The 21827-nt window shown below is 64.8% G+C and carries 20 protein-coding genes; 13 read left to right on the top strand and 7 right to left on the bottom strand.

What is annotated here, in order from left to right; all coding sequences use genetic code 11:
* Positions 1-39: 39 nt before the first annotated feature.
* Together EJC47_RS09335 and EJC47_RS09330 are read right to left on the bottom strand one after the other, a co-directional pair.
* A complete protein-coding gene (locus EJC47_RS09335; RefSeq protein WP_126847091.1) occupies positions 40-1134 on the bottom strand; it encodes an NAD(P)/FAD-dependent oxidoreductase in 1095 nt (364 codons plus the stop codon).
* A gap of 4 nt (positions 1135-1138) precedes the next feature.
* Entirely contained in the window at positions 1139-2092 is a 954-nt protein-coding gene (locus EJC47_RS09330) for an alpha/beta fold hydrolase (RefSeq protein WP_010403781.1), read from the bottom strand.
* Positions 2093-2163: 71 nt separating this feature from the next.
* On the opposite strand from EJC47_RS09330, the gene EJC47_RS09325 reads away from it, so the two are divergent.
* The 8 genes from EJC47_RS09325 (at position 2164) to EJC47_RS21010 (ending at position 10346) form a co-directional block, all read left to right on the top strand.
* Complete coding sequence (locus EJC47_RS09325) at positions 2164-2622, top strand: A24 family peptidase (RefSeq protein ID WP_260591531.1); 459 nt, start codon at positions 2164-2166, stop codon at positions 2620-2622.
* Positions 2623-2657: 35 nt separating this feature from the next.
* Complete coding sequence (gene cpaB / locus EJC47_RS09320) at positions 2658-3671, top strand: Flp pilus assembly protein CpaB (RefSeq protein ID WP_126847089.1); 1014 nt, start codon at positions 2658-2660, stop codon at positions 3669-3671.
* Positions 3671-5374 carry a type II and III secretion system protein family protein gene (locus EJC47_RS09315; RefSeq protein ID WP_126847087.1) on the top strand — a complete coding sequence of 568 codons (1704 nt, stop codon included), beginning with the start codon at positions 3671-3673 and terminating at the stop codon, positions 5372-5374. Before cpaB ends, EJC47_RS09315 begins: the two co-directional genes overlap by 1 nt.
* 18 nt (positions 5375-5392) lie before the next feature.
* Positions 5393-6034 (top strand): CpaD family pilus assembly protein, encoded by a 642-nt coding sequence (locus EJC47_RS09310; RefSeq protein ID WP_245535533.1) that lies wholly within the window; start codon positions 5393-5395, stop codon positions 6032-6034.
* Entirely contained in the window at positions 6034-7323 is a 1290-nt protein-coding gene (locus EJC47_RS09305) for an AAA family ATPase (RefSeq protein ID WP_126847085.1), read from the top strand. The genes EJC47_RS09310 and EJC47_RS09305 overlap by 1 nt, the downstream gene beginning before the upstream one ends.
* A gap of 73 nt (positions 7324-7396) precedes the next feature.
* Entirely contained in the window at positions 7397-8371 is a 975-nt protein-coding gene (locus EJC47_RS09300) for a type II secretion system F family protein (RefSeq protein WP_033964967.1), read from the top strand.
* 4 nt (positions 8372-8375) lie between these two features.
* Positions 8376-9371 (top strand): type II secretion system F family protein, encoded by a 996-nt coding sequence (locus tag EJC47_RS09295; protein ID WP_126847083.1) that lies wholly within the window; start codon positions 8376-8378, stop codon positions 9369-9371.
* An 87-nt stretch (positions 9372-9458) separates the two neighbouring features.
* Positions 9459-10346, top strand: a complete 888-nt coding sequence (locus EJC47_RS21010; protein ID WP_185867619.1) for a hypothetical protein — start codon at positions 9459-9461, stop codon at positions 10344-10346.
* Here the strand turns inward: EJC47_RS21010 and EJC47_RS09285 are convergent.
* From EJC47_RS09285 to EJC47_RS09265, 5 genes are all read right to left on the bottom strand, one after another.
* Entirely contained in the window at positions 10343-10858 is a 516-nt protein-coding gene (locus tag EJC47_RS09285; RefSeq protein WP_185867618.1) for a DUF1254 domain-containing protein, read from the bottom strand. The genes EJC47_RS21010 and EJC47_RS09285 overlap by 4 nt on opposite strands.
* Entirely contained in the window at positions 10858-11442 is a 585-nt protein-coding gene (locus EJC47_RS09280) for a DUF1214 domain-containing protein (protein ID WP_126847079.1), read from the bottom strand. Before EJC47_RS09280 ends, EJC47_RS09285 begins: the two co-directional genes overlap by 1 nt.
* 29 nt (positions 11443-11471) lie before the next feature.
* Entirely contained in the window at positions 11472-14156 is a 2685-nt protein-coding gene (gene ppdK, locus EJC47_RS09275; RefSeq protein WP_126847077.1) for a pyruvate, phosphate dikinase, read from the bottom strand.
* Positions 14157-14237: 81 nt separating this feature from the next.
* Complete coding sequence (glyS, locus tag EJC47_RS09270; RefSeq protein ID WP_126847075.1) at positions 14238-16646, bottom strand: glycine--tRNA ligase subunit beta; 2409 nt, start codon at positions 16644-16646, stop codon at positions 14238-14240.
* A 157-nt stretch (positions 16647-16803) separates the two neighbouring features.
* A complete protein-coding gene (locus EJC47_RS09265) occupies positions 16804-17670 on the bottom strand; it encodes a glycine--tRNA ligase subunit alpha (protein ID WP_040601902.1) in 867 nt (288 codons plus the stop codon).
* A 174-nt stretch (positions 17671-17844) separates the two neighbouring features.
* On the opposite strand from EJC47_RS09265, the gene EJC47_RS09260 reads away from it, so the two are divergent.
* From EJC47_RS09260 to EJC47_RS09240, 5 genes are all read left to right on the top strand, one after another.
* On the top strand, positions 17845-18750 hold the full coding sequence (locus tag EJC47_RS09260) for a TraB/GumN family protein (RefSeq protein WP_126847073.1): 906 nt from the start codon (positions 17845-17847) through the stop codon (positions 18748-18750).
* On the top strand, positions 18747-19610 hold the full coding sequence (locus EJC47_RS09255; protein ID WP_126847071.1) for a TraB/GumN family protein: 864 nt from the start codon (positions 18747-18749) through the stop codon (positions 19608-19610). The genes EJC47_RS09260 and EJC47_RS09255 overlap by 4 nt, the downstream gene beginning before the upstream one ends.
* 249 nt (positions 19611-19859) lie before the next feature.
* The gene (locus tag EJC47_RS09250; protein WP_126847069.1) at positions 19860-20504 is read left to right on the top strand and encodes a 50S ribosomal protein L25/general stress protein Ctc; all 645 of its coding nucleotides are present in this window, start codon (positions 19860-19862) and stop codon (positions 20502-20504) included.
* A gap of 122 nt (positions 20505-20626) precedes the next feature.
* Positions 20627-21202, top strand: coding sequence for an aminoacyl-tRNA hydrolase (gene pth / locus EJC47_RS09245; protein ID WP_126847067.1), 576 nt, complete (start codon positions 20627-20629; stop codon positions 21200-21202).
* Positions 21199-21804, top strand: coding sequence for a TIGR02466 family protein (locus EJC47_RS09240; RefSeq protein ID WP_010403813.1), 606 nt, complete (start codon positions 21199-21201; stop codon positions 21802-21804). The genes pth and EJC47_RS09240 overlap by 4 nt, the downstream gene beginning before the upstream one ends.
* Positions 21805-21827 lie beyond the last annotated feature (23 nt).

The raw sequence follows: 21827 nt of genomic DNA, 5'->3' as shown, positions 1-21827 counted from the left end.
CGGTTTGTCGGTTCGGGAAGGATAGCGACGGCGATATCGTTACGCCAGCACCGCGAAGCGGCCCGGTGCATAGCGGGTAGGATCGATCGCAGCGACGCTGGGATCGGGCGCGCGGCCCAAAAGGAGTGCTGCGGCCAGCGCGGCCGCCGCCGGTGCCGTCTGGATGCCGAAACCGCCCTGCCCCGCGCACCAGAAGAAACCGGGCGAATCGGGGGCGAAGCCGTAGACCGGCAAGCGATCCGGCGCGAAGCTGCGCAGGCCCGCCCAACGCCGTTCGACGCGGGTGATCTGCCAATCGACGACGTGTTCGAACCGGTCGATCGCGATGGCGACGTCGATCTCCTCGGGCTGGACGTCGCCGGGCGTGGCCGGAGTCTCATCGTGCGGGCTGAGCCACAGCCGGCCCCCAGCCTCGGGCTTGAAATAGAATTGCCCCGAAATGTCCGCGATATGCGGCAGCGCGTCGGGGGCCGCCGGGCTGGTCGCCAATTGCACGACGGTGCGGCGATACGCGGCGATGCCGATCGGCGCGACCCCCGCCATTTCTGCAACCGCATCGGCCCAGGCACCGGCGGCGTTGACGACAATCGTCGCCGACACCGGCCCCGCGCCCGTCTCCATTTTCCAGCGGCCACCGGTGTGGCGCGCCCGCTGCAACGGCGCGGACAGCAACAGCGTCACCCCGCCCTGCCGCGCTTGTGCCAGATAGTGCGCATGCAGCACCGCGACATCGATATAGGTGCTGCTCGCCTCCAGCACGCCCAGCGTCCAGTCGGCGCGCAAACCCGGAATGTAGGCGCGCGGATCCACCCGCTGCAGCGCCACGCTGCTGCCCGCAAATTCCTCCAGAAAGCCGTCGATCCGGTCCGCATCCGACGCGCGCCCGATATGGAGCGAGCCGAGATCGGCGAGGAACCCGCCACCCCGCAACGCAGCGCCCGATGCGGTGGTCAGCGGCTGCACATCGGGGCCGCCATAGGTTTCCGACCAGAACGCTGCCGATCGTCCGGTCGCATGGTAGCCGGGCAGATCCTCCGCCTCGAGCATCACCACCGAAGCGTAAGGCGCAATCGCGGCGGCAAGGCTTGCGCCCGCAATCCCGGCACCAACAATGGCCACGTCATAATGCGTCACGGTGTTACCTCTGCGCCCGCGAGGACAGGAAGATGTCGATCTCGCCAATCGCACGATTGCGCACCGGATCCGCCTCGCGCAGAATCTCATGCGCCGATTCCTTGCCGAAGCGCACCACCCGCGCATCCGGCACCTTTGCCGCGATCTTCAGCGCGGCCTTGGGATCGACCAGTTTATCGTCATCGGCAATGACGAACAGCAGCGGCACGCCGAGCGTCTTCAAACGCGGATCGACGCTCAGCCGCCGGGTCGAGGCAAACGCCTCGATCACCCAGCGCCAGCTCGGCGGCCCAAGCAGCAATTCGGGCTTGCTCGATTGCCAGAAGATTTCGTCTTCATAGCGATCGGTGTCCTTGGTGAGCAGGGCCTGGCGCGTTTCGGTGGTGGCGGGCCGCTCATTCCCGCGCCAGGCCGGACGGGCCGTATTGCCCACACCGCCAAGCATCCGTGCGAGCCGTTCGCCAAGCGTCGCGCCAACCGGGCTGTGCAGCCCCAGCATCGGGGCGATCAGAACGGCGGCATCGGGCTGCGCCGCGCCCTCGGCCAGCGCGCGCAACAGCAAATGCCCGCCCATCGAATGGCCAAGCGCAACATGCGGTCCGCCGTCGCGCCCGGCATCCTCTGCAACCCAATCCGCCCAAAAGGCACGGAAATCATCGATATACTGCTGAAAATCGTCGACATGGCCAACATGCGGATCGGGCGACAGCCGCCCCGATCCGCCCTGCCCGCGCCAGTCGAACGAAGTGATCGACCAACCAAGCGCATGCCAGTGCGCGAACGCCTCAAGATATTTTTCGAAGATATCGCCGCGCCCGCCCTGGAACAGCATGCGCCCGCGCGGGCGTCCCTCGACGCCCCAGTCAAAGCGCCGCAGCGCCCAGCCATCGGGAGCGGACCATTGGGTGATCCGCGCAGCCGCAGGAATCGCGCGACGATAAAGCTGAGGGGAAACCATGGACGATGGTTACGGTTTTGAAAGGCCCGCCGTCTACACCTTTCCTCATGGGTGGGATCAATCTGTCGACGATGTTGCTGCTGGTGCTGGCGGCGCTCCTGGTTTCGGCCGGGATTCAGGACGCACGCACGCGCGAGATCGCCAATTGGAAAAACGCCGCGATCGCGCTGCTCGCGCCCTTATGGTGGTGGGCGAATGCCCTGGGCTGGATGGCGATTGCGGAGCAGGTTGGCATTGCGCTGCTGGTGTTCGCGGTTTTCGTCGCCGCATTTCATTTCGGCTGGATGGGCGGCGGCGACGTCAAGATGATCGGCGCGCTGGCGCTGTGGCTGCTCGATCCCGTCGCTTTGACCTGGATGTTGATCGTCATGTCGCTGCTCGGCGGCGCACTGACCGTGATCCTGCTGATCGAGCGCGCGCTGCGCCATCGCACCGCGCAAATCGAGGTTCCCTACGGCGTTGCCATCGCAATTGCCGCGCTGATTACACTGCGTGAACCGCTTTTTAACCACTTTGGTGTGAATGCTTAACGCGGGCTCAATTGCCCGCGTCCGAAAGGTCTAAGATGGATAGTCGCAAGGTCATTCTGCTGGTGGGTGCGCTGATCGTTGCCGCGATCACGGCGTTCATGGCACGATCGCTGATCATTGGCAGTCCGGCACCGCAAGCCAATGCGGTGGCGATGGCTCCGGTCGCAAACGGCCCGGAAGTGCTGGTCGCAACCAAGGCGCTCCCTGTCGGCACCATCCTCGACGCGACCTCGCTGAAATACCAGCCATGGCCGAAGGAGCTGGTTGAGAACGCCTATTACATCAAGAAGGGCGGCTTCGATCCGCGCTCGCTGATGGGCACGGTCGTGCGCAACGCGATCACCGCCGGGCAGCCGATCACCCAGGGCGCGCTGGTCAAGCCAGGCGACCGTGGCTTCCTCGCCGCCGCCCTCGGCCCGGGCATGCGCGCCGTAACCGTACCGGTACAGACGCAGACCAGCGTGGCCGGTTTCGTCTTCCCGGGCGACCGCATCGACCTGATCCTGACGCAGACCGTCCCCGGTGGCGGCGATGGCCCGCCGCTCAAGGCGGCCGAGACGATCATGCGCAACCTGCGCGTGCTCGCCACCGACCAGCGCACCGACAATGGTGTCGGCGAAGACGGCAAGGCCGTGGTCCGTACCTTTTCCAACGTGACGATCGAAGCGACCCCGAAGATTGCCGAACAGATTGCCGTGGCTCAAACGCTGGGCTCGCTCTCGCTGTCGCTGCGCTCGATCGCCGACAATAGCAGCGAGCTCGAACAGGCGATCGCCAGCGGCGATGTCTCGATGCCCGACGACCCCAAAGCGGAAAAAGCGATGCTGACCCGCATCGCCAGCACGCCCGCGACCGGTGGCGGGACGATGGTGACCGGAGCCGACGTCTCGCGTTTTCAACGCAGCACGGTTCCCGGCAAGCCTGCTGATACCTCGGCACCCGGTGGTGCGCCGGGTACCGGGACGTTTCCGGGGGCTGGTACCGGCCCCGTGATCCGCGTCGCACGCGGCAATGCGGTGACCGATGTCGCCCTTGGGGGGAAGAAATAATGCGTAGCGCAACCGCTCTGCACCGCGTCCTGTCGGCGACGGTCATCACCGCGCTGGTCGGCAGTGCGCCGGTCACCGCCCTCGCCGCCGGTGCCAAACTTCAAGCAAAGCCAGCGCCTGCGCGCAGCGGGCAACGTCCGGTCACCCATGTCGGTGCGGCGCCAACGGGCACCGTGCGTCCGACGACCGAGGTGGTGCTGTCGACCGGGCAAGGCGAATTGATCAACCTGCCCGCCAACGTCAGCGACGTGTGGGTTTCGAACCCCGGCGTGGCCGACGTTTATGTGAACAATCCGCATCAGATCCATCTGTTCGGCAAGGATTCCGGCGAATCGACGATCTTCGCCACCTCGGCGAGCGGCACGGTGATTTACGCCGCCAACATCCGCGTCAGCCAGAACCTGTCCTCGATCGACCGGATGGTGAAGCTCGCCATGCCCGACAGCGACATCAAGGTGACGACGGTCGGGCAGATCGCAGTGCTGACCGGCACGGTGTCATCTCCCGAGGACAGCGCGGCAGCGCAGCGCCTTGTTACCGCGCTGCTCAATCCTGGCGTCGCTGTCGGCCCGGACGCCGCGCTTAAGGTCGGCGTGATCAACCGCTTGCGCGCGGCAACCCCGCTACAGGTGAATTTGCAGGTGCGCATCGCCGAGGTCAGCCGCAGCTTCGTCAAGAATATCGGCGTGAACCTGACCAACCGCCAAATTGGTAGCGGCGCGCTGTTCAACGTTTCGCAAGGTCGCCAAGGCACGATCACAACGGTACCCGGTACGCCGGGCGACACCACCATCAACGCCAACGGGCTGACGCCGGGCGCAACCTTGTTCAACTTCCCGCCAGCGACCGGCATGGGCACCACGCTTGGCCTCGCCGGTCACGCATTGGGCATGGACCTGCTGGGATCGCTCGACCTTGGGGAACGCGACGGACAGGTCTCGACGCTCGCCAATCCCAACATCACCGTGATCTCGGGCGAAACCGGTTCGTTCCTCGCGGGCGGTGAATTCCCGATCCCGATCTCGCAGGGGCTGGGTGCCGTCTCGGTCGAGTATAAGCAATATGGCGTAAGCCTGTCCTACACCCCGACCGTACTGGGCGACGGGCGGATCTCGCTCCACGTGCGTCCCGAAGTTTCCCAGCTATCATCGCAAGGTGCCGTTACGCTGCAAGGCGTGAGTATCCCGGCGCTCACCACCCGGCGCGCCGAAACGACGGTCGAGCTCGGTTCAGGCCAGAGCATGATGATCGCGGGATTGCTTTCGAACAATCATAACAACTCGATCGACAAGGCACCCGCGCTTGGCGACATGCCCATCGTCGGCGCGTTGTTCCGCTCCAATGCGTTCCAGCGCAATGAAACCGAGCTGGTGATCGTGATCACGCCGTATCTCGTGAAGCCGGTCAACGCCAACGACATCGTCCTGCCAACCGACGGCTATAAGGCCCCGACCGACCTTGGTCGTGTCTTCATGGGTCAGCTTGGCGGCGGCACCACCGGCGGCGACCGCCCGAAGCCGACCATGGCCCCGGCTGCCAGTGCGCAGCCTTCGCTCGGGGCGGCGGCTCCGGCACCGGTCGCGCCGGACCCCACACCGGGGTCGCCGGTCGATCGCCGTCGCGATGCGCCCGCCGCTATCACGCCACCACCCAGCCAAACCAAAAAGGGCGCGAGTGCCGCACCCGGTTTCGACATCAATTAAGGGCCGAGGGACATGATCATGAACAAATATGTGCGTGCGATCACGACCGGCCTGCTTCCGGCGTTGGCGCTGTCTGCGTGCGTTGGCACGGAAAATCGCGGACTCGAATCGGTGCATCAGCCGGTCGTCAGCCGCGCCGATTATGCCATTGATGTCGCGACGAGCGGCGACGGCCTGGCCCCGGGCGAAGCACAGCGCCTCGCCGGGTGGATGGCGTCGTTGCGGGTGGGCTATGGCGACAAGGTCGCGGTCGAGAATTCCACGCCTTCGAGTGGCGGCGTAAAGGACGATATCGCCCGCGAAGCGTCGCGTTACGGCCTGCTGGTGTCCGACGAGGCACCACTGGTCGGTGCGGCCGTTACGCCCGGCATGGCGCGCGTCATCGTCAGCCGCACAAAGGCGACGGTTCCGGGCTGTCCCGATTACAGCCGCGATACCTCGACCGAATATGAGGCCAATACCTCCTCCAACCACGGCTGCGCGATGAACGCCAACCTCGCCGCGATGGTCGCCAACCCGGCGGACCTCGTGCGCGGTCAAGGCGGCAGCGCGGTCGCCGACCAATTGGCCTCGGCCAAGGCAATCGAAAGCTACCGCAAGGCGGCACCGACCGGTGCCGGTGGCACGACGGTCAAGACGGAAAGCACCGGAGGCAAGTAATGAATGCGCCCTTCAACCCAGCTCGTATCGGCTTGCGCGATCCCTTTGCCGCCTATGTCTGCGACGAAACCGCCGCCGAGACGCTGCGTCCGATCGCGGTGGAAATGGGCTGGGCACCCGAGAAGGTGAACAAGGGCGGCCTGCGCAACGCGGTACAGTCGCTGTCGGTTTCCGCGAGCCCGCAAATCCTGTTTGTCGATCTCTCCGAAAGCGGCGATCCCCTCAACGACATCAATGCGCTGGCCGAAGTGTGCGAGCCGGGCACCGTCGTCATCGCCGCCGGCCAGGTCAACGACGTCAGGCTGTACCGCGATCTTATCGTGAGCGGCATCCAGGACTATCTGCTCAAGCCGCTCAATCCCGACATGCTGCGGGATGCGTTCACCCATGCCCAAACGGTGCTGAATGCGCCGAAGGTTTCGGACACGGGCACCGAACGTCCGCACATCTCCACCGCGTTCATCGGCGCGCGCGGCGGCGTCGGCGCTTCCAGCCTCGCCACGGGTGTGGCCTGGGTGCTGAGTGAAAAGGGCGCGCGGACGACGGCTTTGCTCGATCTCGACGTGCATTTCGGTACCGGCGCATTGTCGCTTGACCTTGAACCGGGTCGCGGTCTGACCGACGCGATCGAGAATCCCAGCCGGATCGACGGCTTGTTCATCGAACGCGCGATGGTCAAGTCGAGCGAAATGCTATCCGTGCTGTCGGCAGAAGCACCGATCAACTCCCCGATCCTTACCGACGGGGGCGCGTTTTATCAGTTGCAGGAAGAGATGCGCTCGGCGTTCGAATGCACGGTGGTCGACCTGCCGCGCAACATGCTCGTGCAGCATCCGCATTTGATGACGGACATCCAGGTGGCAGTGGTCGTGACCGAGCTAACGCTCGCCGCCGCGCGCGACACGATCCGTATCCTGTCCTGGATGAAGTCCAACGCGCCACAGACGCAGGTGGTGGTGGTCGCCAATCGCGTCCAGCCGACCGCGCAACTGGAAATCAGCCGCAAGGACTTCGAAGGGTCGATCGAACGCAAGATCGATTTCATGGTGCCCTTCGACCAGAAGCTGGCTGCGCAATCGGCCAAATTGGGCAAGCCGCTAACCGAAGCCGGCAAGGGCTCGAAGACGATTGTCCCGATCGTCGATCTTGCGACGAAATTGATGGCGGTTGGAGACTCGGCCGAACCGATCGACAGCGCGACCAAAAAGAAGGTTGGGGCCAAGGGGCCTTCGCTGATGGGGAAATTCGATTTCAAATCGCTGATTTCCCGACCCGCGAAGAAGAAGTGACCCCCAAAAAACTCGTGGCAAAAATCTGCGGCGTAAACGCCGTGGTAACGAAGCGGAGCGCTTGATAGGCCTCATGGAACTGATGCCGGTCCTTTCGCTGGGTGCAGGTGCGCTGGTCGTGCTCGCGCTGATGGCTTTCGCCTTTGCGGGCCCCAATGCGGAGCGTGCCCGCACACGACGCATGGCCGCCCTGCGCGCGCGCCATAGCGATGCCGCCAACGTGCTGGTCGACGCGCAAATGCGCCGCATCGCGACGGCGCGGAACAACCGGATGGATGCAGCGGCAATGCGCTTCATCCCACGCCCGGCGCTGCTGAAACAGCGTTTGGCGATGACGGGGAAGACCTGGACGGTCGGGCAATATGGCATCGCCACCTTGGGCATCATCCTCGCCGTCGCGTTGGCACTGATCATTCTTGGCTTGCCGATCCTGCTCGCGTTGCTGCTCGGGCTGGTTGTCGGCGCAGGCCTGCCGCACATGGTAGTCGGCTATTTCATCAAGCGACGGATCGCGAAATTCACCGCCAAGTTTCCCGACGCCATCGAGCTGCTGGTGCGTGGCTTGCGCTCGGGCCTGCCCATCACCGAGACCATCGCCGTCGTCGCGCAGGAGGTCGATGGGCCCGTCGGCGTCGAGTTCAAGAACATCACCGACAAGATGAAGATCGGGCGGACGATGGACGCAGCGCTTCAGGATACCGCCGACCGACTGGGAACGCCCGAATTCCAGTTCTTCTGCATCACCATCGCGATCCAGCGCGAAACCGGCGGCAATCTGGCCGAGACGCTGTCCAACCTGGCGACCGTGCTGCGTATGCGCGGCCAGATGAAGCTGAAGATCAAGGCGATGTCGTCCGAATCGAAGGCGTCCGCTTATATCGTCGGGTCGCTGCCCTTCATCGTATTCGGCCTGATCTGGATGATCAACGCCAGCTACATGCAGAACTTCTTCGTCGACCAACGCCTGATGGTGGCAGGTGGTGGCGGGTTGATCTGGATGGGAATCGGCGCGTTCATCATGAGCCGCATGGTCAATTTCGAGATCTGATGCGATGAACCCCACCGCCCCCGCCGGTCCCGTCATCCTTGGCGTCGACGTTTATACCGTTGCCACGCTGTTGGCCGGCGTCGCTGCCTTCATGGTGCTGCTGGCGATCTATGCGGTCACTACGTCGCGCGACCCGATGACCAAGCGCGTCAAGGCGCTCAACGACCGTCGCGAACAGTTGAAGGCGGGCATTACCGCCTCGACCAAGCGCCGCGCCAAGCTCGTCACCAAGAATGAGACGACCGACCGCATCAAGGCGCTGCTCTCCTCGCTCAAAGTGCTGCAGGACAGCCAGGTCAAGGCCGCGCAGATCAAGCTGATGCAAGCCGGCATCCGCTCCAAGGAATATGCGGTGGCGGTGATTTTCGGCCGCCTCGTCCTGCCGCTGACCTGGGGCGTGTTTGGCCTGTACGTGGTCTACGGCACCGAGATGTTCGCGAATTGGACGCCGATCAAAGCCTATGGCCTGGTCGCCGCCAACTTCATCCTGTCGTACAAAGCGCCCGACCTCTATCTGAACAACAAGATCAGCAAGCGGTCGCTGGCGATCCAGAAGGGCTTGCCCGACGCGCTCGATCTGCTGGTGATCTGTGCCGAAGCGGGACTGACCGTCGACGCCGCCTTCAACCGCGTCGCGCGCGAATTGGGGAAAGCCTATCCCGAGCTTGGCGACGAATTCACGCTGACGGCGATCGAACTCGGCTTCCTTTCCGAACGACGGCAGGCCTTCGAAAACCTCGCGCAACGCGTGAAACTCGATGCCGTGAAGGGGGTGGTCACCACCATGGTCCAGACCGAGAAATACGGGACTCCGCTGGCATCCGCCCTGCGTGTGCTTTCGGCCGAGTTCCGTAACGAACGCATGATGCGGGCGGAAGAAAAGGCCGCACGCCTGCCCGCGATCATGACGATCCCGCTGATCCTGTTCATTCTGCCGACGTTGTTCGTGGTGATTCTGGGCCCTGCCGCCTGCTCGATTTCGGACGCGTTCAAGCACTAAGACCCGGCGGTCACGACGCTTGCCCCCAGCCGTGGTTAACGGCAGGATCGTTGCGGAAACGAATCTTGGGCGGGGGATGCAAAGGTCATGCTGTTCACGACACCGGAACAGTTCATCGTGCTTGCAGCGGTGCTCCTCGGCGGGTGGTTGCTCGGTTACGTAAGCGCACCGAGCCCCAAAAAGTGGAAGCGCCGGGTGCGGGAGCAATCGGAAAGCTTCACCGCCTATCATGAGCAGGCGCAGGACCAGTTGCGGGCATCACATAGCCGCGCCGCTGACCTCACCGCCGATCTCGAGGCGCTCCGGGCAGATTATACCGAAGCGGAACGGACGATCGTTGGGCTCCGCAGCGCTGCCGCTGCGGCCGCACCGCCCCCGATTGCTCCTGCCGCAACGGTACCGCTCCCGGTGGCTTCGCTCCCGTTGCCGGAGTCGGTGGTAGCGGCCTCCCTTCCGATTGACGCGATCGCGCCTGCGCCGCCGACGGAGCCAACCGCGACGATCGACCCCACAGACACGCCGCCGGTGACACCGCCCCCCGCAGCCGTTGCGGAAGCCCCAGGCGCGATCGCAACCGAGCCGTCACCCGCGCACCAGCCGGAAGTGCCAGCCGCACCCGATTCTGGTGCCGAGCCGCCGATATCGCTACCCACTGGCGATCCGACCGAGATCGCCGCGGCAACCCCGGACACCGGGTCCAAAGACAATTTCGTCGGCACACCCCACGATGCCTTGACGAGAATTCGCGGTATTGATGAAGCGCTGCAAGCGCGCTTGTCCGATGTTGGGATTGTTCGCTTCGAGGATTTGGAAAAGCTGTCCGCCCAGGACGAAATGGCCCTGGAGCAACGGCTTTCGTTGCCCGTCGGCTATGTCGCGCGCGAACAATGGCGGCCGCAGGCGGCGTTGCTGCGTGCGGGCCAGAATGCCGATCACGCGGCGCATTTCGCCGCAACCGCGCCCGCGCCGCTTTAACGCAGTTCGCACACCGTTGCGCGGCGCGCGGCATCAAGGCGTGGGAAGGCGGTACGGTCGGCCACGAGGATCCGGACCAGCGCAATCCCGCGATCCCCGGCAACCTCGATGCGCCGATAGCCGGACGGCACCGAGCGGCCTGCGTGGGTGACGGCGATTGCAAACGGTTTGCCCTGCGCCTGACCGCCATTGCGCACGAACACCGCATTGGTACGGGAATCAAAGATCGACAGCGACCAATACGGGGCCGCCACCGGCACCGCATGAATCAGCAACGCCCCCTTCGAAAGATCGAAAGGACAGGCCGAATATGCGAGATCCGGGCTGGGACGCACAATTTGCCGACTCGCCGCCGTGGCAAGCGGAGCATGGGTGAAGCGGTTAAAGCCCCCCGCCGCCACGCGATTGACCGCCGCCGCCATCAAGAGATCGGGCGTATAGGCGATCACGCCATAGCCGGTGAGCGCCGCGACGAGTGCGCCAGTGACAAGCGGTCCGGTCCAGCGCGCCATCAGCACGCCTCCCGCGTGATCTTGGGCAGGATGTCTGCCCCTGGATTCCCCCGGCCCCCGTCGCTCGGCAAATAGGTGCGCAGGGTCAGTTCGACGCGCGCGATCCCGCCGCTTGGCAACCATTTCGCGGTTTCTGTCGGCGGCGGCGCGGTCGGGGCGAGCAGGATCGTCCAGCCTGCTTTGCCGCCATCGGGGAACGCCGCCCCCGCAACCGAATACCGTCCGGCGGCATTGGGGACGAGATAGCCGTCCGGGTCATACGCCGTCAGGCTCCACCACGCCGCCGGCAGCGCCGCGCCGGTGATGCGGTAGCGGCACCGCCCCTCCAGCGGCGCGCCCGCGCTGTCGCGCGCTGCGGTGTAATAGCGCGCCTCCTGCGCGGGCAAAGCGAGCAGGCCCTTCAACGCGACCACCGCGCGGGTATAGGGGTCGGCGGCGACCGAGCCGAAGGTCTGCCCGGTCGCCCATGGCCCGATCACCACATTGTTGCCGAGCGCCGCGCTGCGCAGGGCATAGACCGCACCGCCGAGCCCGAGCGCGACCCCGGCTACCGTGCCGACGAGATAGCGCGCCCAACCCCTCATGCCCAAAGCCTCCTGCGATGCCCCTCACCTCATGCCGCTGGCTTAGCTGCAAGCGCGGCCTGCGCCGCTGCCAGTCGTGCGATCGGCACACGATAGGGCGAGGCGCTGACATAATCGAGCCCCACCGTCTCGCAGAACGCGATCGAGGCGGGATCGCCGCCATGTTCGCCGCAAATGCCGAGCTTGATATCAGGCCGCGTCGCGCGACCGCGCTCCGCCGCCATGCCGATCAACTGCCCAACGCCCTCGACATCGAGGCTGACGAACGGATCGCGCGCATAGATGCCGCGCTCGACATAGGTCGTCAGGAAGCGCGCGGCGTCGTCGCGGCTGACGCCCAACGTGGTCTGCGTCAGGTCGTTGGTGCCGAAGGAGAAGAATTCGCCCACTTCGGCAATCTCGCCCGCCATCAGGCAGGCGCGCGGCAGTTCGATCATCGTGCCGACATGATAGGTGATCGTCGTGCCGGTATCGGCGAACACCGCTTGCGCCGCCTTGTCGACCACCGTCTTCATCAATTCCAGCTCGCGGCGCGTGCCAACCAGCGGGATCATCACTTCGGGGATCGGTGCCGCGCCCGATTTCTGCGCAACCAGCACCGCCGCCTCGAAGATGGCGCGCGCCTGCATCTCGTAGATTTCGGGATAGGTGACGCCCAAACGGCAGCCGCGATGCCCCAGCATCGGGTTGAATTCGTGCAGGTCGGCCGCGCGCCGCTTGAGCTCGTCGACCGCGACACCCGCCGCCGCCGCGACATCGGCGAATTCGCTTTCCTCATGCGGCAGGAATTCGTGTAGCGGCGGATCGAGCAGGCGGATCGTCACCGGCAGGCCTGCCATCACCTCGAACAATTGCACGAAGTCGCTGCGCTGTTCGGGCAGCAATTTGTCGAGCGCGGCGCGGCGGCCCGCTTCATCCTCGGCCAGGATCATCTGGCGGACATTGGTGATGCGCTCGGCATCGAAGAACATATGTTCGGTGCGGCACAGGCCGATGCCCTCGGCACCGAAGTCGCGCGCGACCTTGGCGTCGAGCGGGGTCTCGGCATTGGCGCGCACGCGCAGGCGGCGCACGCCATCGGCCCACACCATCAGCGTCGCGAAATCGCCCGAAAGCTCGGGCTGCACGGTCGGCACTTCGCCCGCCATCACTTCGCCGGTGGTGCCGTCGATGGTGATGATGTCGCCGGCGTTGACGGTGCGCGCATCGGCCCCGAGACCAACGCGCATCACGCCTGCCTTGGCATCGATCGCAATGCCGCCGGCACCGGAAACGCACGGACGCCCCATGCCGCGCGCCACCACGGCGGCGTGGCTGGTCATGCCGCCGCGCGCGGTGAGGATGCCCTTGGCGGCATGCATGCCGTGAATGTCTTCGGGGCTGGTTTCGGTGCGGATCAGGATCACCGCCTCGCCGGCCGCAGCGCGCTTCTCGGCGGTGTCGCTGTCGAACACGGCGAAGCCCGAGGCCGCACCGGGCGAGGCCGGCAGGCCCTTGGTCAACACGTCGCGCACCGCCTTGGGGTCGAGCGTTGGATGCAGCAACTGGTCGAGCGCCGCCGGATCGACACGCGCGACCGCTTCCTCGCGGGTGATCAAGCCTTCCTCGGCCATGTCGACCGCGATCTTCAGCGCGGCCTTGGCGGTGCGCTTGCCGTTGCGGGTCTGCAGCATCCAGAGCTTGCCCTGCTGCACGGTGAATTCGATGTCCTGCATGTCGCGATAATGCGTTTCGAGCAGGTCGAACACCTTGGCGAGTTCGGCGAACACCACCGGCATCGCCTCTTCCATCGACAGCGGCTTGGCCCCTGCCGCCTCGCGTGCGGCGGTGGTGAGATATTGCGGGGTGCGGATGCCGGCGACGACGTCCTCGCCCTGCGCGTTGATCAGGAATTCGCCATAATAAGCCTTGGTGCCGATCGCCGGATCGCGCGTGAACGCCACGCCGGTGGCCGAGGTGTCGCCCATATTGCCGAACACCATCGCCTGTACGTTGACGGCGGTGCCCCAGCTTGCCGGAATGTCGTTGAGACGGCGATAAACCTTGGCGCGTTCCGACTGCCACGATCCGAACACCGCGCCGACCGCGCCCCATAATTGGTCATGCACGTCCTGCGGGAAGGGCTTGCCCCACAATTGCTCGACCAGGCCCTTATATTCGGCGACGAGGCCGCGCAGGTCATCGGCGGTGAGATCGGTGTCGAGGAAATAGCCGCGATCTTCCTTGGCGATTTCGAGGGCCTCCTCGAACGCATCATGGTCGAGTTCGAGCACCACGTCCGAATACATCTGGATGAAGCGGCGATAGCTGTCCCACGCGAAGCGCGCGTCGCCGCTGGTGGCGGCGAGGCCCTCGACCGTCTGATCGTTGAGGCCGAGGTTGAGCACCGTGTCCATCATGCCGGGCATCGACGCGCGCGCACCGGAGCGGACCGAGACGAGCAGCGGGTCCGCCGGGTTGCCGAAGCGCTTGCCGGTCACGCCTTCGATATGGGCGATGCCGGTCGCGACTTCGTCGCGCAGGCTTTGCGGGAACTGGCCGCCTTCGTCATAATAGACCGCGCAGAATTCGGTCGAGATGGTGAAGCCGGGCGGCACCGGCAAGCCGATCGCCGCCATCTCGGCAAGGTTCGCGCCCTTGCCGCCGAGCAGGTTGCGGTCCCCCTTGCCCCCGTCCGAAACACCGCCGCCGAACCGATACACGTATTGCGTCATGGGTCTTCCCTCTAAGTACCTGTATTCGCTGGGGAGGCGTTTGGAAGGTGAGGCTAAAATTAGGGCAAAGTGCGCGTCCGTTCAGCCCTCGATCTTGGAGAAGTCTGCGACATTGTGCACCGCAGCACGGACCCGATCAAGCAAAGCGAGCCGGGCGGCGCGCTTTTCGGGATCGGAATCGTTGACGATCACGCCTTCGAAAAACGCATCGATCGGCGCACGCAGCGTGGCAAGCGCCGCCATCGCGGCTTCGAAATCCTCGCGCGCCACGGCGGCGGCAGCGGCAGGCTCCGCCGAATCGAGCGCCAACGCGAGCGCAGCCTCTGCCGGTTCGGGCGTGTAGGACAGCGCAACCTTCTCCCTCTCCCCTTCAGGGGAGAGGGCCGGGGAGAGGGGCTGTGCCAGGTTACCGAGCGAACCGCCTGTTGCAGCGTCCCCCTCTCCCCGACCCTCTCCCCGGAGGGGAGAGGGAGAAACGCCCTCTTTCTTCAAAATATTCGCCGCACGCTTGTACCCGGCGAGGAGGTTCACCCCATCCTCGGTCCCGATAAACGCCTGGAGCGCATGGACGCGCGCGAGCAAGCGGACGAGATCATCCTCCTTAGCACCTGTACCGTCTATGATTCTCGCCGCGCGAATAATGTCAGCACGAACGCCGACATCCCGTTCTGCAACTTCTAGCCGATCGATCATAAAATCGCGGACTGTGGCGGCAACAGGCATTGCCCGCTCTATATCGATCCGAACCGCTTGGCTGATCTGTTTCTCAAAACCGTTATGCTCGAGCGAAGACAACAAAGCCTTAATAGCGGCCACTGCAGCATCGATACCAAATTGATCAAAAATAGTGGTGAGCAGGTCAGCGCGCTTTTCTTGTTGCTTTACCAACGCCGCGATACCGATATCGGATTTTGCGAGTACTTCGAAAATTGCAAAAAATAGGCTTAAACGTAAGCCATTTAACTTCACAATAGCAATGATACCAAGCGCAGCACGCCGAAGAGCAAAAGGGTCTCTTGATCCGGTAGGGCCTGCATCAATAGAAAAGAACTGAGCAATCGTATCCAGCTTATCCGCCAGCGACACCGCCACCGTCACCGGGTCGGTCGGCACGTCATCGCCCTGCCCGACCGGCTTGTAATGATCGCGGATCGCGGCGGCGACGCGGGGGTCTTCGCCTTGCGCGGCGGCGTAATAGCCGCCCATCAGACCCTGCAATTCGGGAAACTCGCCGACCATGCCGGTGACGAGATCGGCTTTTGCAAATGTCGCCGCGATCTGAACGAGATTGTACAATTCTACCTTAGCCTGCGGCGAATCCTCGATCGGCTTCACGACATCCGCGTCAACAAGCCACAGCGCCAACTTTACTACACGCTTGACCTTATCCGCGACCGTGCCCAATTTTTCGTGGAACACAATCTGCTCGAGCTTGGGTAGCAGTTCGTCGAGCTTCTTGCGACGTTCGACAACCTTGCGCTCGGAATCAGCAAATACGAACTGATCTTCTTCCCAAAAGAATTTCGCGTCGGACAGGCGCGCGGCCAGCACCTTGCGGTTGCCCTCGACGATCTTCGCGCCGCCATCCGCCGCATCGATATTGGCGGTGCAGACGAAGGCGTTCGCCAGTGCGCCCGACGCATCGCGGCACACGAAATACTTCTGGTTCACGCGCGCGGTGAGCTGGATCACTTCGGGCGGCACGGCGAGGAAGGACTCCTCGAAGCGCCCGAGCAACGGCACCGGCCATTCGGTGAGGCCGGCATTCTCGGTCAGCAGCCCTTCGTCCTGCACCAGTTCCAGCCCCGCCTTGCGCGCGGCCATCGTCGCGCCGAGCGCGATGATCTGGCGGCGTTCGGCCTGGTCGACGATGACATGGCAGGCGCGCAGTTTCTCGACGTAATCGTCGGCCGAACCAATCGTGATGACGCCAGGATGGTGGAAGCGATGGCCGACCGTGGCGGCACCTGCCTGCACGCCAGCGATCTCGACCGGCACTACATCCTCCCCGAACAAGGCGACGATGCCTTGCAGCGGGCGCACCCAGCGCAGCGATTCCATCGTGGTCGAACTGGCACCCCAGCGCATCGCCTTGGGCCATGGGAAGGCGCGGATGATCGCCGGGATCGCCTCGGCCAGCACCGCGCTGGTCGCACGGCCGGGCTTGTCGACAATCGCGAACAGCACGCCGTCGCGCTCGACCAGTTGTTCGCGCGTGAGGCCGGTCTTGCGCAGGAAACCTTCGAGCGCTTGCGGCGGGGCGGAGGCCTTGGGGCCCTTGGTCTCTTCCGACACCGCCGCCGTCTCGAGCGGCAAGCCGCGCGCGATCAGCGTCAGGCGGCGGGGCGTAGCGTAGGTGACGATCTCGCTGGCAGTGAGGCCGCTCTTGGCGATCTCGGCGGTGAACAGCTTGGCGAGATCCTCGCGCGCACGATCCTGCATCCGCGCAGGAATTTCCTCGGAGCGCAGCTCAAGCAAAAAGTCGGTCATCGTCCCTCTCCCATCGGGAGAGGGAGGGGCCCGCCGCGCAGCGGTGGGAGGGTGAGGGTGATACGGTGAGCGCTCTCGCCCTCACCCTTCCCACTCGGCTGCGCCGACCGGGCCCCTTCCCTCTCCCACGGGAGGAGGGAGAAATGCACTACGCTGCTCATGCTGCCCATCCCGGGAAGCGCGCTTCCCATTTGGCGGTGTTGTGCGCGATCCACGCGCCGCATGCGCCCTTCGCCAGATCGCGGACGCGGCCCATATAGGCCTGGCGCTCCGCCACCGAGATGACACCGCGCGCCTGCAACAGATTGAAGATGTGGCTGGCCTTGATCGCCTGCTCATAGGCCGGGATCGGCAATTGCTTGCCGAGGCAATTCTCGCATTCGGCGACATGCTTCTTGAACTGGTCGAACAGGCTGTCGGTATCGGCCACTTCGAAATTCCAGGTCGACATCTCGACCTCATTCTCGTGGAATACGTCGCCATAGCTGACGCCGGCGTCGTTAAACGCCAGATCGTACACGCTGTCCTTGTTCTGGATATACATGGCTAGGCGTTCGAGCCCGTAGGTCAGCTCGCCCGCGACGGGCTTCATGTCATAGCCGCCCATTTGCTGAAAATAGGTGAACTGCGTCACTTCCATGCCGTCGCACCACACTTCCCAACCCAGCCCCCAGGCACCGAGCGTCGGGCTCTCCCAATCATCCTCGACGAAGCGGATATCGTGGACCAGCGGATCGATGCCGATCGCGGCGAGACTGCCGAGATAGAGCGCCTGCAAATCGGGCGGGCTCGGCTTCAGGATCACCTGATATTGGTAATAATGCTGCAGCCGGTTGGGGTTCTCGCCATAGCGGCCATCGGTCGGGCGGCGGCACGGCTGGACGAAGGCGGCGTTCCACGTCTCGGGGCCGAGCGCGCGCAGCGTCGTCGCCGGGTGAAAGGTCCCCGCCCCCATCTCCATGTCATAAGGCTGCAGAATCAGGCAGCCGTGCTGGCTCCAATACTCATGGAGCGTAAGGATCATGCGTTGGAAGCTGAGCGGTTGGGTCACGCCGCGGGCTTTGGCGCAGCGCGGCGGGAAATTCAACCGCGCGCTGCGAGCAGGTCCCAACGCCGCCGCCCAAGCAACCATTCTCTCGACGCTGCGATCACGATATGGGGAGTGCCTGACGCTCAGCGACACTGTTTGGGAATGTGCATGAAGACGATCAAGACCGTATCCGCCATGCTGGCGCTGCTGCTGGCGACACCCGCGATCGCGCAGGTGCCCGCCCCGGCACCCGCCGCCACCACCATCCCCGCCGACCCGGCGCTGTGGGTGGTGAAGGACAAGGACACGACGATCTATCTGTTCGGCACGATCCACGCACTGAAGCCGCAGCTTAGCTGGTTCGATTCGGCGGTGCGCAAGGCGTTCGATGCGAGCGGGCAATTGGTGCTCGAAATTCCACTGCCCAGCCCCGAACAGGCCAAGGCGGTGATCGAGCCGCTGGCGATGGACGCGACCGGCAAGCCGCTGACGCAGAAACTGAGCGCCGAGGACCGCAAGGTCTATGCTGCGGCGATGGCCAAGCTCGGCTTCCCCGAAACCGCGTTCGACCGGTTCGAGCCGTGGTTTGCCGCGGTTACGCTGGCGCAGATCGAATTGCAGAAATCCGGGTTCAACGCCGCCGAGGGGGTGGAAGTCGCGCTGAATGCTGCAGCTACGGCATCGGGCAAACCGGTCTCGGGGCTGGAGACGCTGGAGCAGCAGCTCGGCTTTTTCCACACTCTGCCGCAAGCCGACCAGATCGCCTTCCTCATCTCGAGCGCAAAGGAAATCGACAAGTTCGATGCGACGATCAACGCCATGCTCGATCGCTGGAAGGCGGGCGATGCCGAGGGCTTGAGCGCGCTGATGAACGAGGATTTGAGCAGCCAGCCCAATCTCTACAAAGTGCTGCTGGCGGATCGCAACGCGCGCTGGGCCGACTGGATCGACAACCGGCTGAAGACGCCGGGCACCGTGTTCATCGCGGTCGGCGCGGGGCATTTGGCGGGCAAGGACAGCGTGCAGGCCTATCTCGCCAAGCATCATCTGGTGGCCGAGCGAGTCCGCTATTGAAGCGGCGATGGCTTGGTCTCGGGCTGGCGCTGGGGCTTTGCACCTGCGCGCGAGCGCCCGAGACCAAGGCGCATCCGGCGCTGTGGCGCGTGGGCGATGCCGACACCACGATCTGGCTGTTCGGGACGATCCACGCGCTGCCGCCCGGCGTCGACTGGCAGACGCCCGCCGTCGCGCGCGCGATCGATGCGGCGGACACGCTGATCCTGGAAGTGCCGCCTGCCGACCCGGCGGCGGCGCGCGCGCACTTCGTTGCGCTGGCCGAGCAGCCGGGCTTGCCGCCGATCGCTGCGCGCGTTCCCGTGGCCGACCGTGCGACGCTCGCGCGCGGCATGGCGGTCGCGGGCCAATCGGCGGCGGATCTCGACGGACTCAAGACCTGGGCGGCAGCCCTCACGATCACCGCGGGCGCAGGGCATGCCGAGCAAGCAAGCGCAGCCGAGGGTGTCGAGCCCGTGCTCACGCGGCGTTTCGCTGGCAAGGCGATCGGCGCGCTGGAGACGCGCGACGGGCAATTGCGGCTGTTCGATCGTCTGCCCGGCGCGGCGCAGCGCGTGCTGCTGGTGCAGGCCGCGATCGATGCGCAGGATGCCGCGCGCGGCTATGCGCACTTGTTCAAGGCGTGGGCGGCGGGCGATGAAGCCGCGCTCGCCGCGACCATCGCCCCGTTGCGGCGCGATCCGGCGATCGGCAAGGCGCTGCTCGCCGACCGCAATGCGCGCTGGGCGACCTTGATCGTGCGACGGATGGCGCGGCCGGGCCGCGTGTTCGTGGCGGTCGGCGCCGGGCATCTGGTCGGGCCGGGATCGGTCGTGGAATTGCTGCGCAACCGCGGGCTGAAGGTCGAGCGGGTGGAGTAAATCCTTCTCCCGTTGGGAGAAGGTGGCGCGTAGCGCCGGATGAGGGTGACTTGGCGAACGCGCGCCTCATCCTCACCCTCACCCTTCCCACGCCTTCGGCGCGGGCCCCTTCCCTCTCCCGGTGGGAGAGGGAGATGATATCCAGCATATTGCGCTTTACCCCGCCCTCCCCTATAGCGCCGCGCTTCGGTCAGGGTCATCCCTGGAGGCCTGGCCGAAAACCACACACACGCATATCGGAGTAATGCAATGAGCGACCAATTGGAGCTCGCAGCCGAGACGCGCGAACAGGTTGGCAAGGGAGCCTCCCGTTTGCTTCGTCGCGAAGGCCGCGTCCCCGCCGTGATCTACGGCAACAAGCAAGATCCCCAGTCGATCCACGTCGAGGAAAAGGCGCTGATGCGTCTCCTGATGACGGGTCACTTCATGAATTCGGTTGTGATGATCGAAGTCGATGGCCAGCAGGTTCGTACCCTGCCGAAGGACGTATCCTTCGACGCCGTCACCGAGCGTCCGGTCCATGCCGACTTCCTGCGCATCGGCGCGCACACTACCGTGCACGTCAGCGTCCCCGTCGTGTTCACCGATGAGGAAGAAGCCCCCGGCATCAAGACCGGCAAGGGCGTGCTCAACATCATCCAGCACGAGCTGGAACTGGTGTGCGACGCAGCCGAGATCCCCGACGACATCACCATCTCGCTGGCTGGCCGCGAGATCGGCGATTCGATCCACATCTCGAACGTGAAGCTGCCCAAGGGCGTGACCCCGGCGATCACCGACCGCGACTTCACCATCGCGACGATCGTGCCGCCGACGGTGCCGACGGTTGCCGACGAAGAAGCGGACGCAGCTGTTGCTGAGGCGCAGGCCGCCGAGAGCGACACCGCCGAGTAATGGAGGACAAAGCCCTCTCCCCGCTGGCGGGGAGAGGGTTGGGAGAGGGGCTGAACCGCGCGCAAGCGCGGATGACGGCTCCTCTCCCCTACCCTCTCCCCGGAGGGGAGAGGGAGTCTTGAATGCAAATCTGGGTCGGCCTGGGCAATCCCGGCGCGCAATATGCGCTCAACCGCCACAATGTCGGCTTCATGGCGGTGGATATCATCGCCGAACTGCACAGCTTCGGCCCCGTCAAAAAGGCGTTTCAGGGCTGGACGCAGGAGGGCCGGATCGGCTCCGAGAAAATCCTGCTGCTCAAACCCGCGACCTTCATGAACGATAGCGGCCGCAGCGTCGGCGAAGCGATGCGCTTCTACAAGCTCGATACCGGCGACGTCACCGTCTTCCATGACGAGCTCGACCTCGATCCGTTTCGCGTGAAAGTGAAGACCGGCGGCGGCACCGCCGGGCACAATGGTTTGCGCTCGACCGAGGCGCATATCGGCAACGAATTCCGCCGCGTGCGCATCGGCATCGGCCACCCCGGCCATAAGGACAAGGTCAGCCCCTATGTGCTCGGCAATTACGCCAAGGCCGAGATGGAGCCGCTCGCCGATCTGCTCGGCGCGATCGGCGCGGAGGCCCCGTGGCTGGCCAAGGGCGATGATGGCCGTTTCATGAGCGATGTCGCGCTGCGACTGGGAGATTCCAAATGACCGTGCGCACGCTGTTCGCGACGCCATTCTACGAAGGCAAGTTGAAGAACGCCGCGCTGGTCGCCGATCTCGATCGCTCGTGCCAGGCGCTGGCTGAGGATGACCGTGCCGGGCGCGCCTGGTCCAAGGCGCATGGCTATCGCGGCTACACCTCCTACGCCTCGCTCAACGATTTGCCGATGCGCGACCCGGCCTTTGCCGATCTGGTCAAGCTGCTCAACAAGCATGTCGCCAAGTTCGCCGAAGACTGCGCGTTCGACCTGAACGACCGCAAATTGAAACTCGACAGCTTGTGGGTGAACGTCCTGAAACCAGGCGGGATGCATTCGGGGCATGTCCACCCGCACAGCGTGATTTCGGGCACGGTCTATATCGTCGTGCCGGAGGGCGCGGGTGCGCTCAAACTGGAAGACCCGCGTCTGCCGATGATGATGGCGGCCCCAACGCGGCGCGACGATGCGCCCGAAATGCTGAAACCCTTCGTCTATGTCGAGCCGCAGGCGGGCAGCGTGTTCCTGTGGGAAAGCTGGCTGCGCCACGAAGTCGCGCCAGGCACCGCCAAGAGCGAGCGGGTGAGCGTCAGCTTCAACTATCGCTGGTAAGGGCGTCGCTCTGGCATTCCGGC

The sequence above is a fragment of the Sphingomonas sp. TF3 genome (genome assembly GCF_003985085.1).
Taxonomy (GTDB): domain Bacteria; phylum Pseudomonadota; class Alphaproteobacteria; order Sphingomonadales; family Sphingomonadaceae; genus Sphingomonas.
This window is presented reverse-complemented; position numbering and strand designations above follow the sequence as displayed.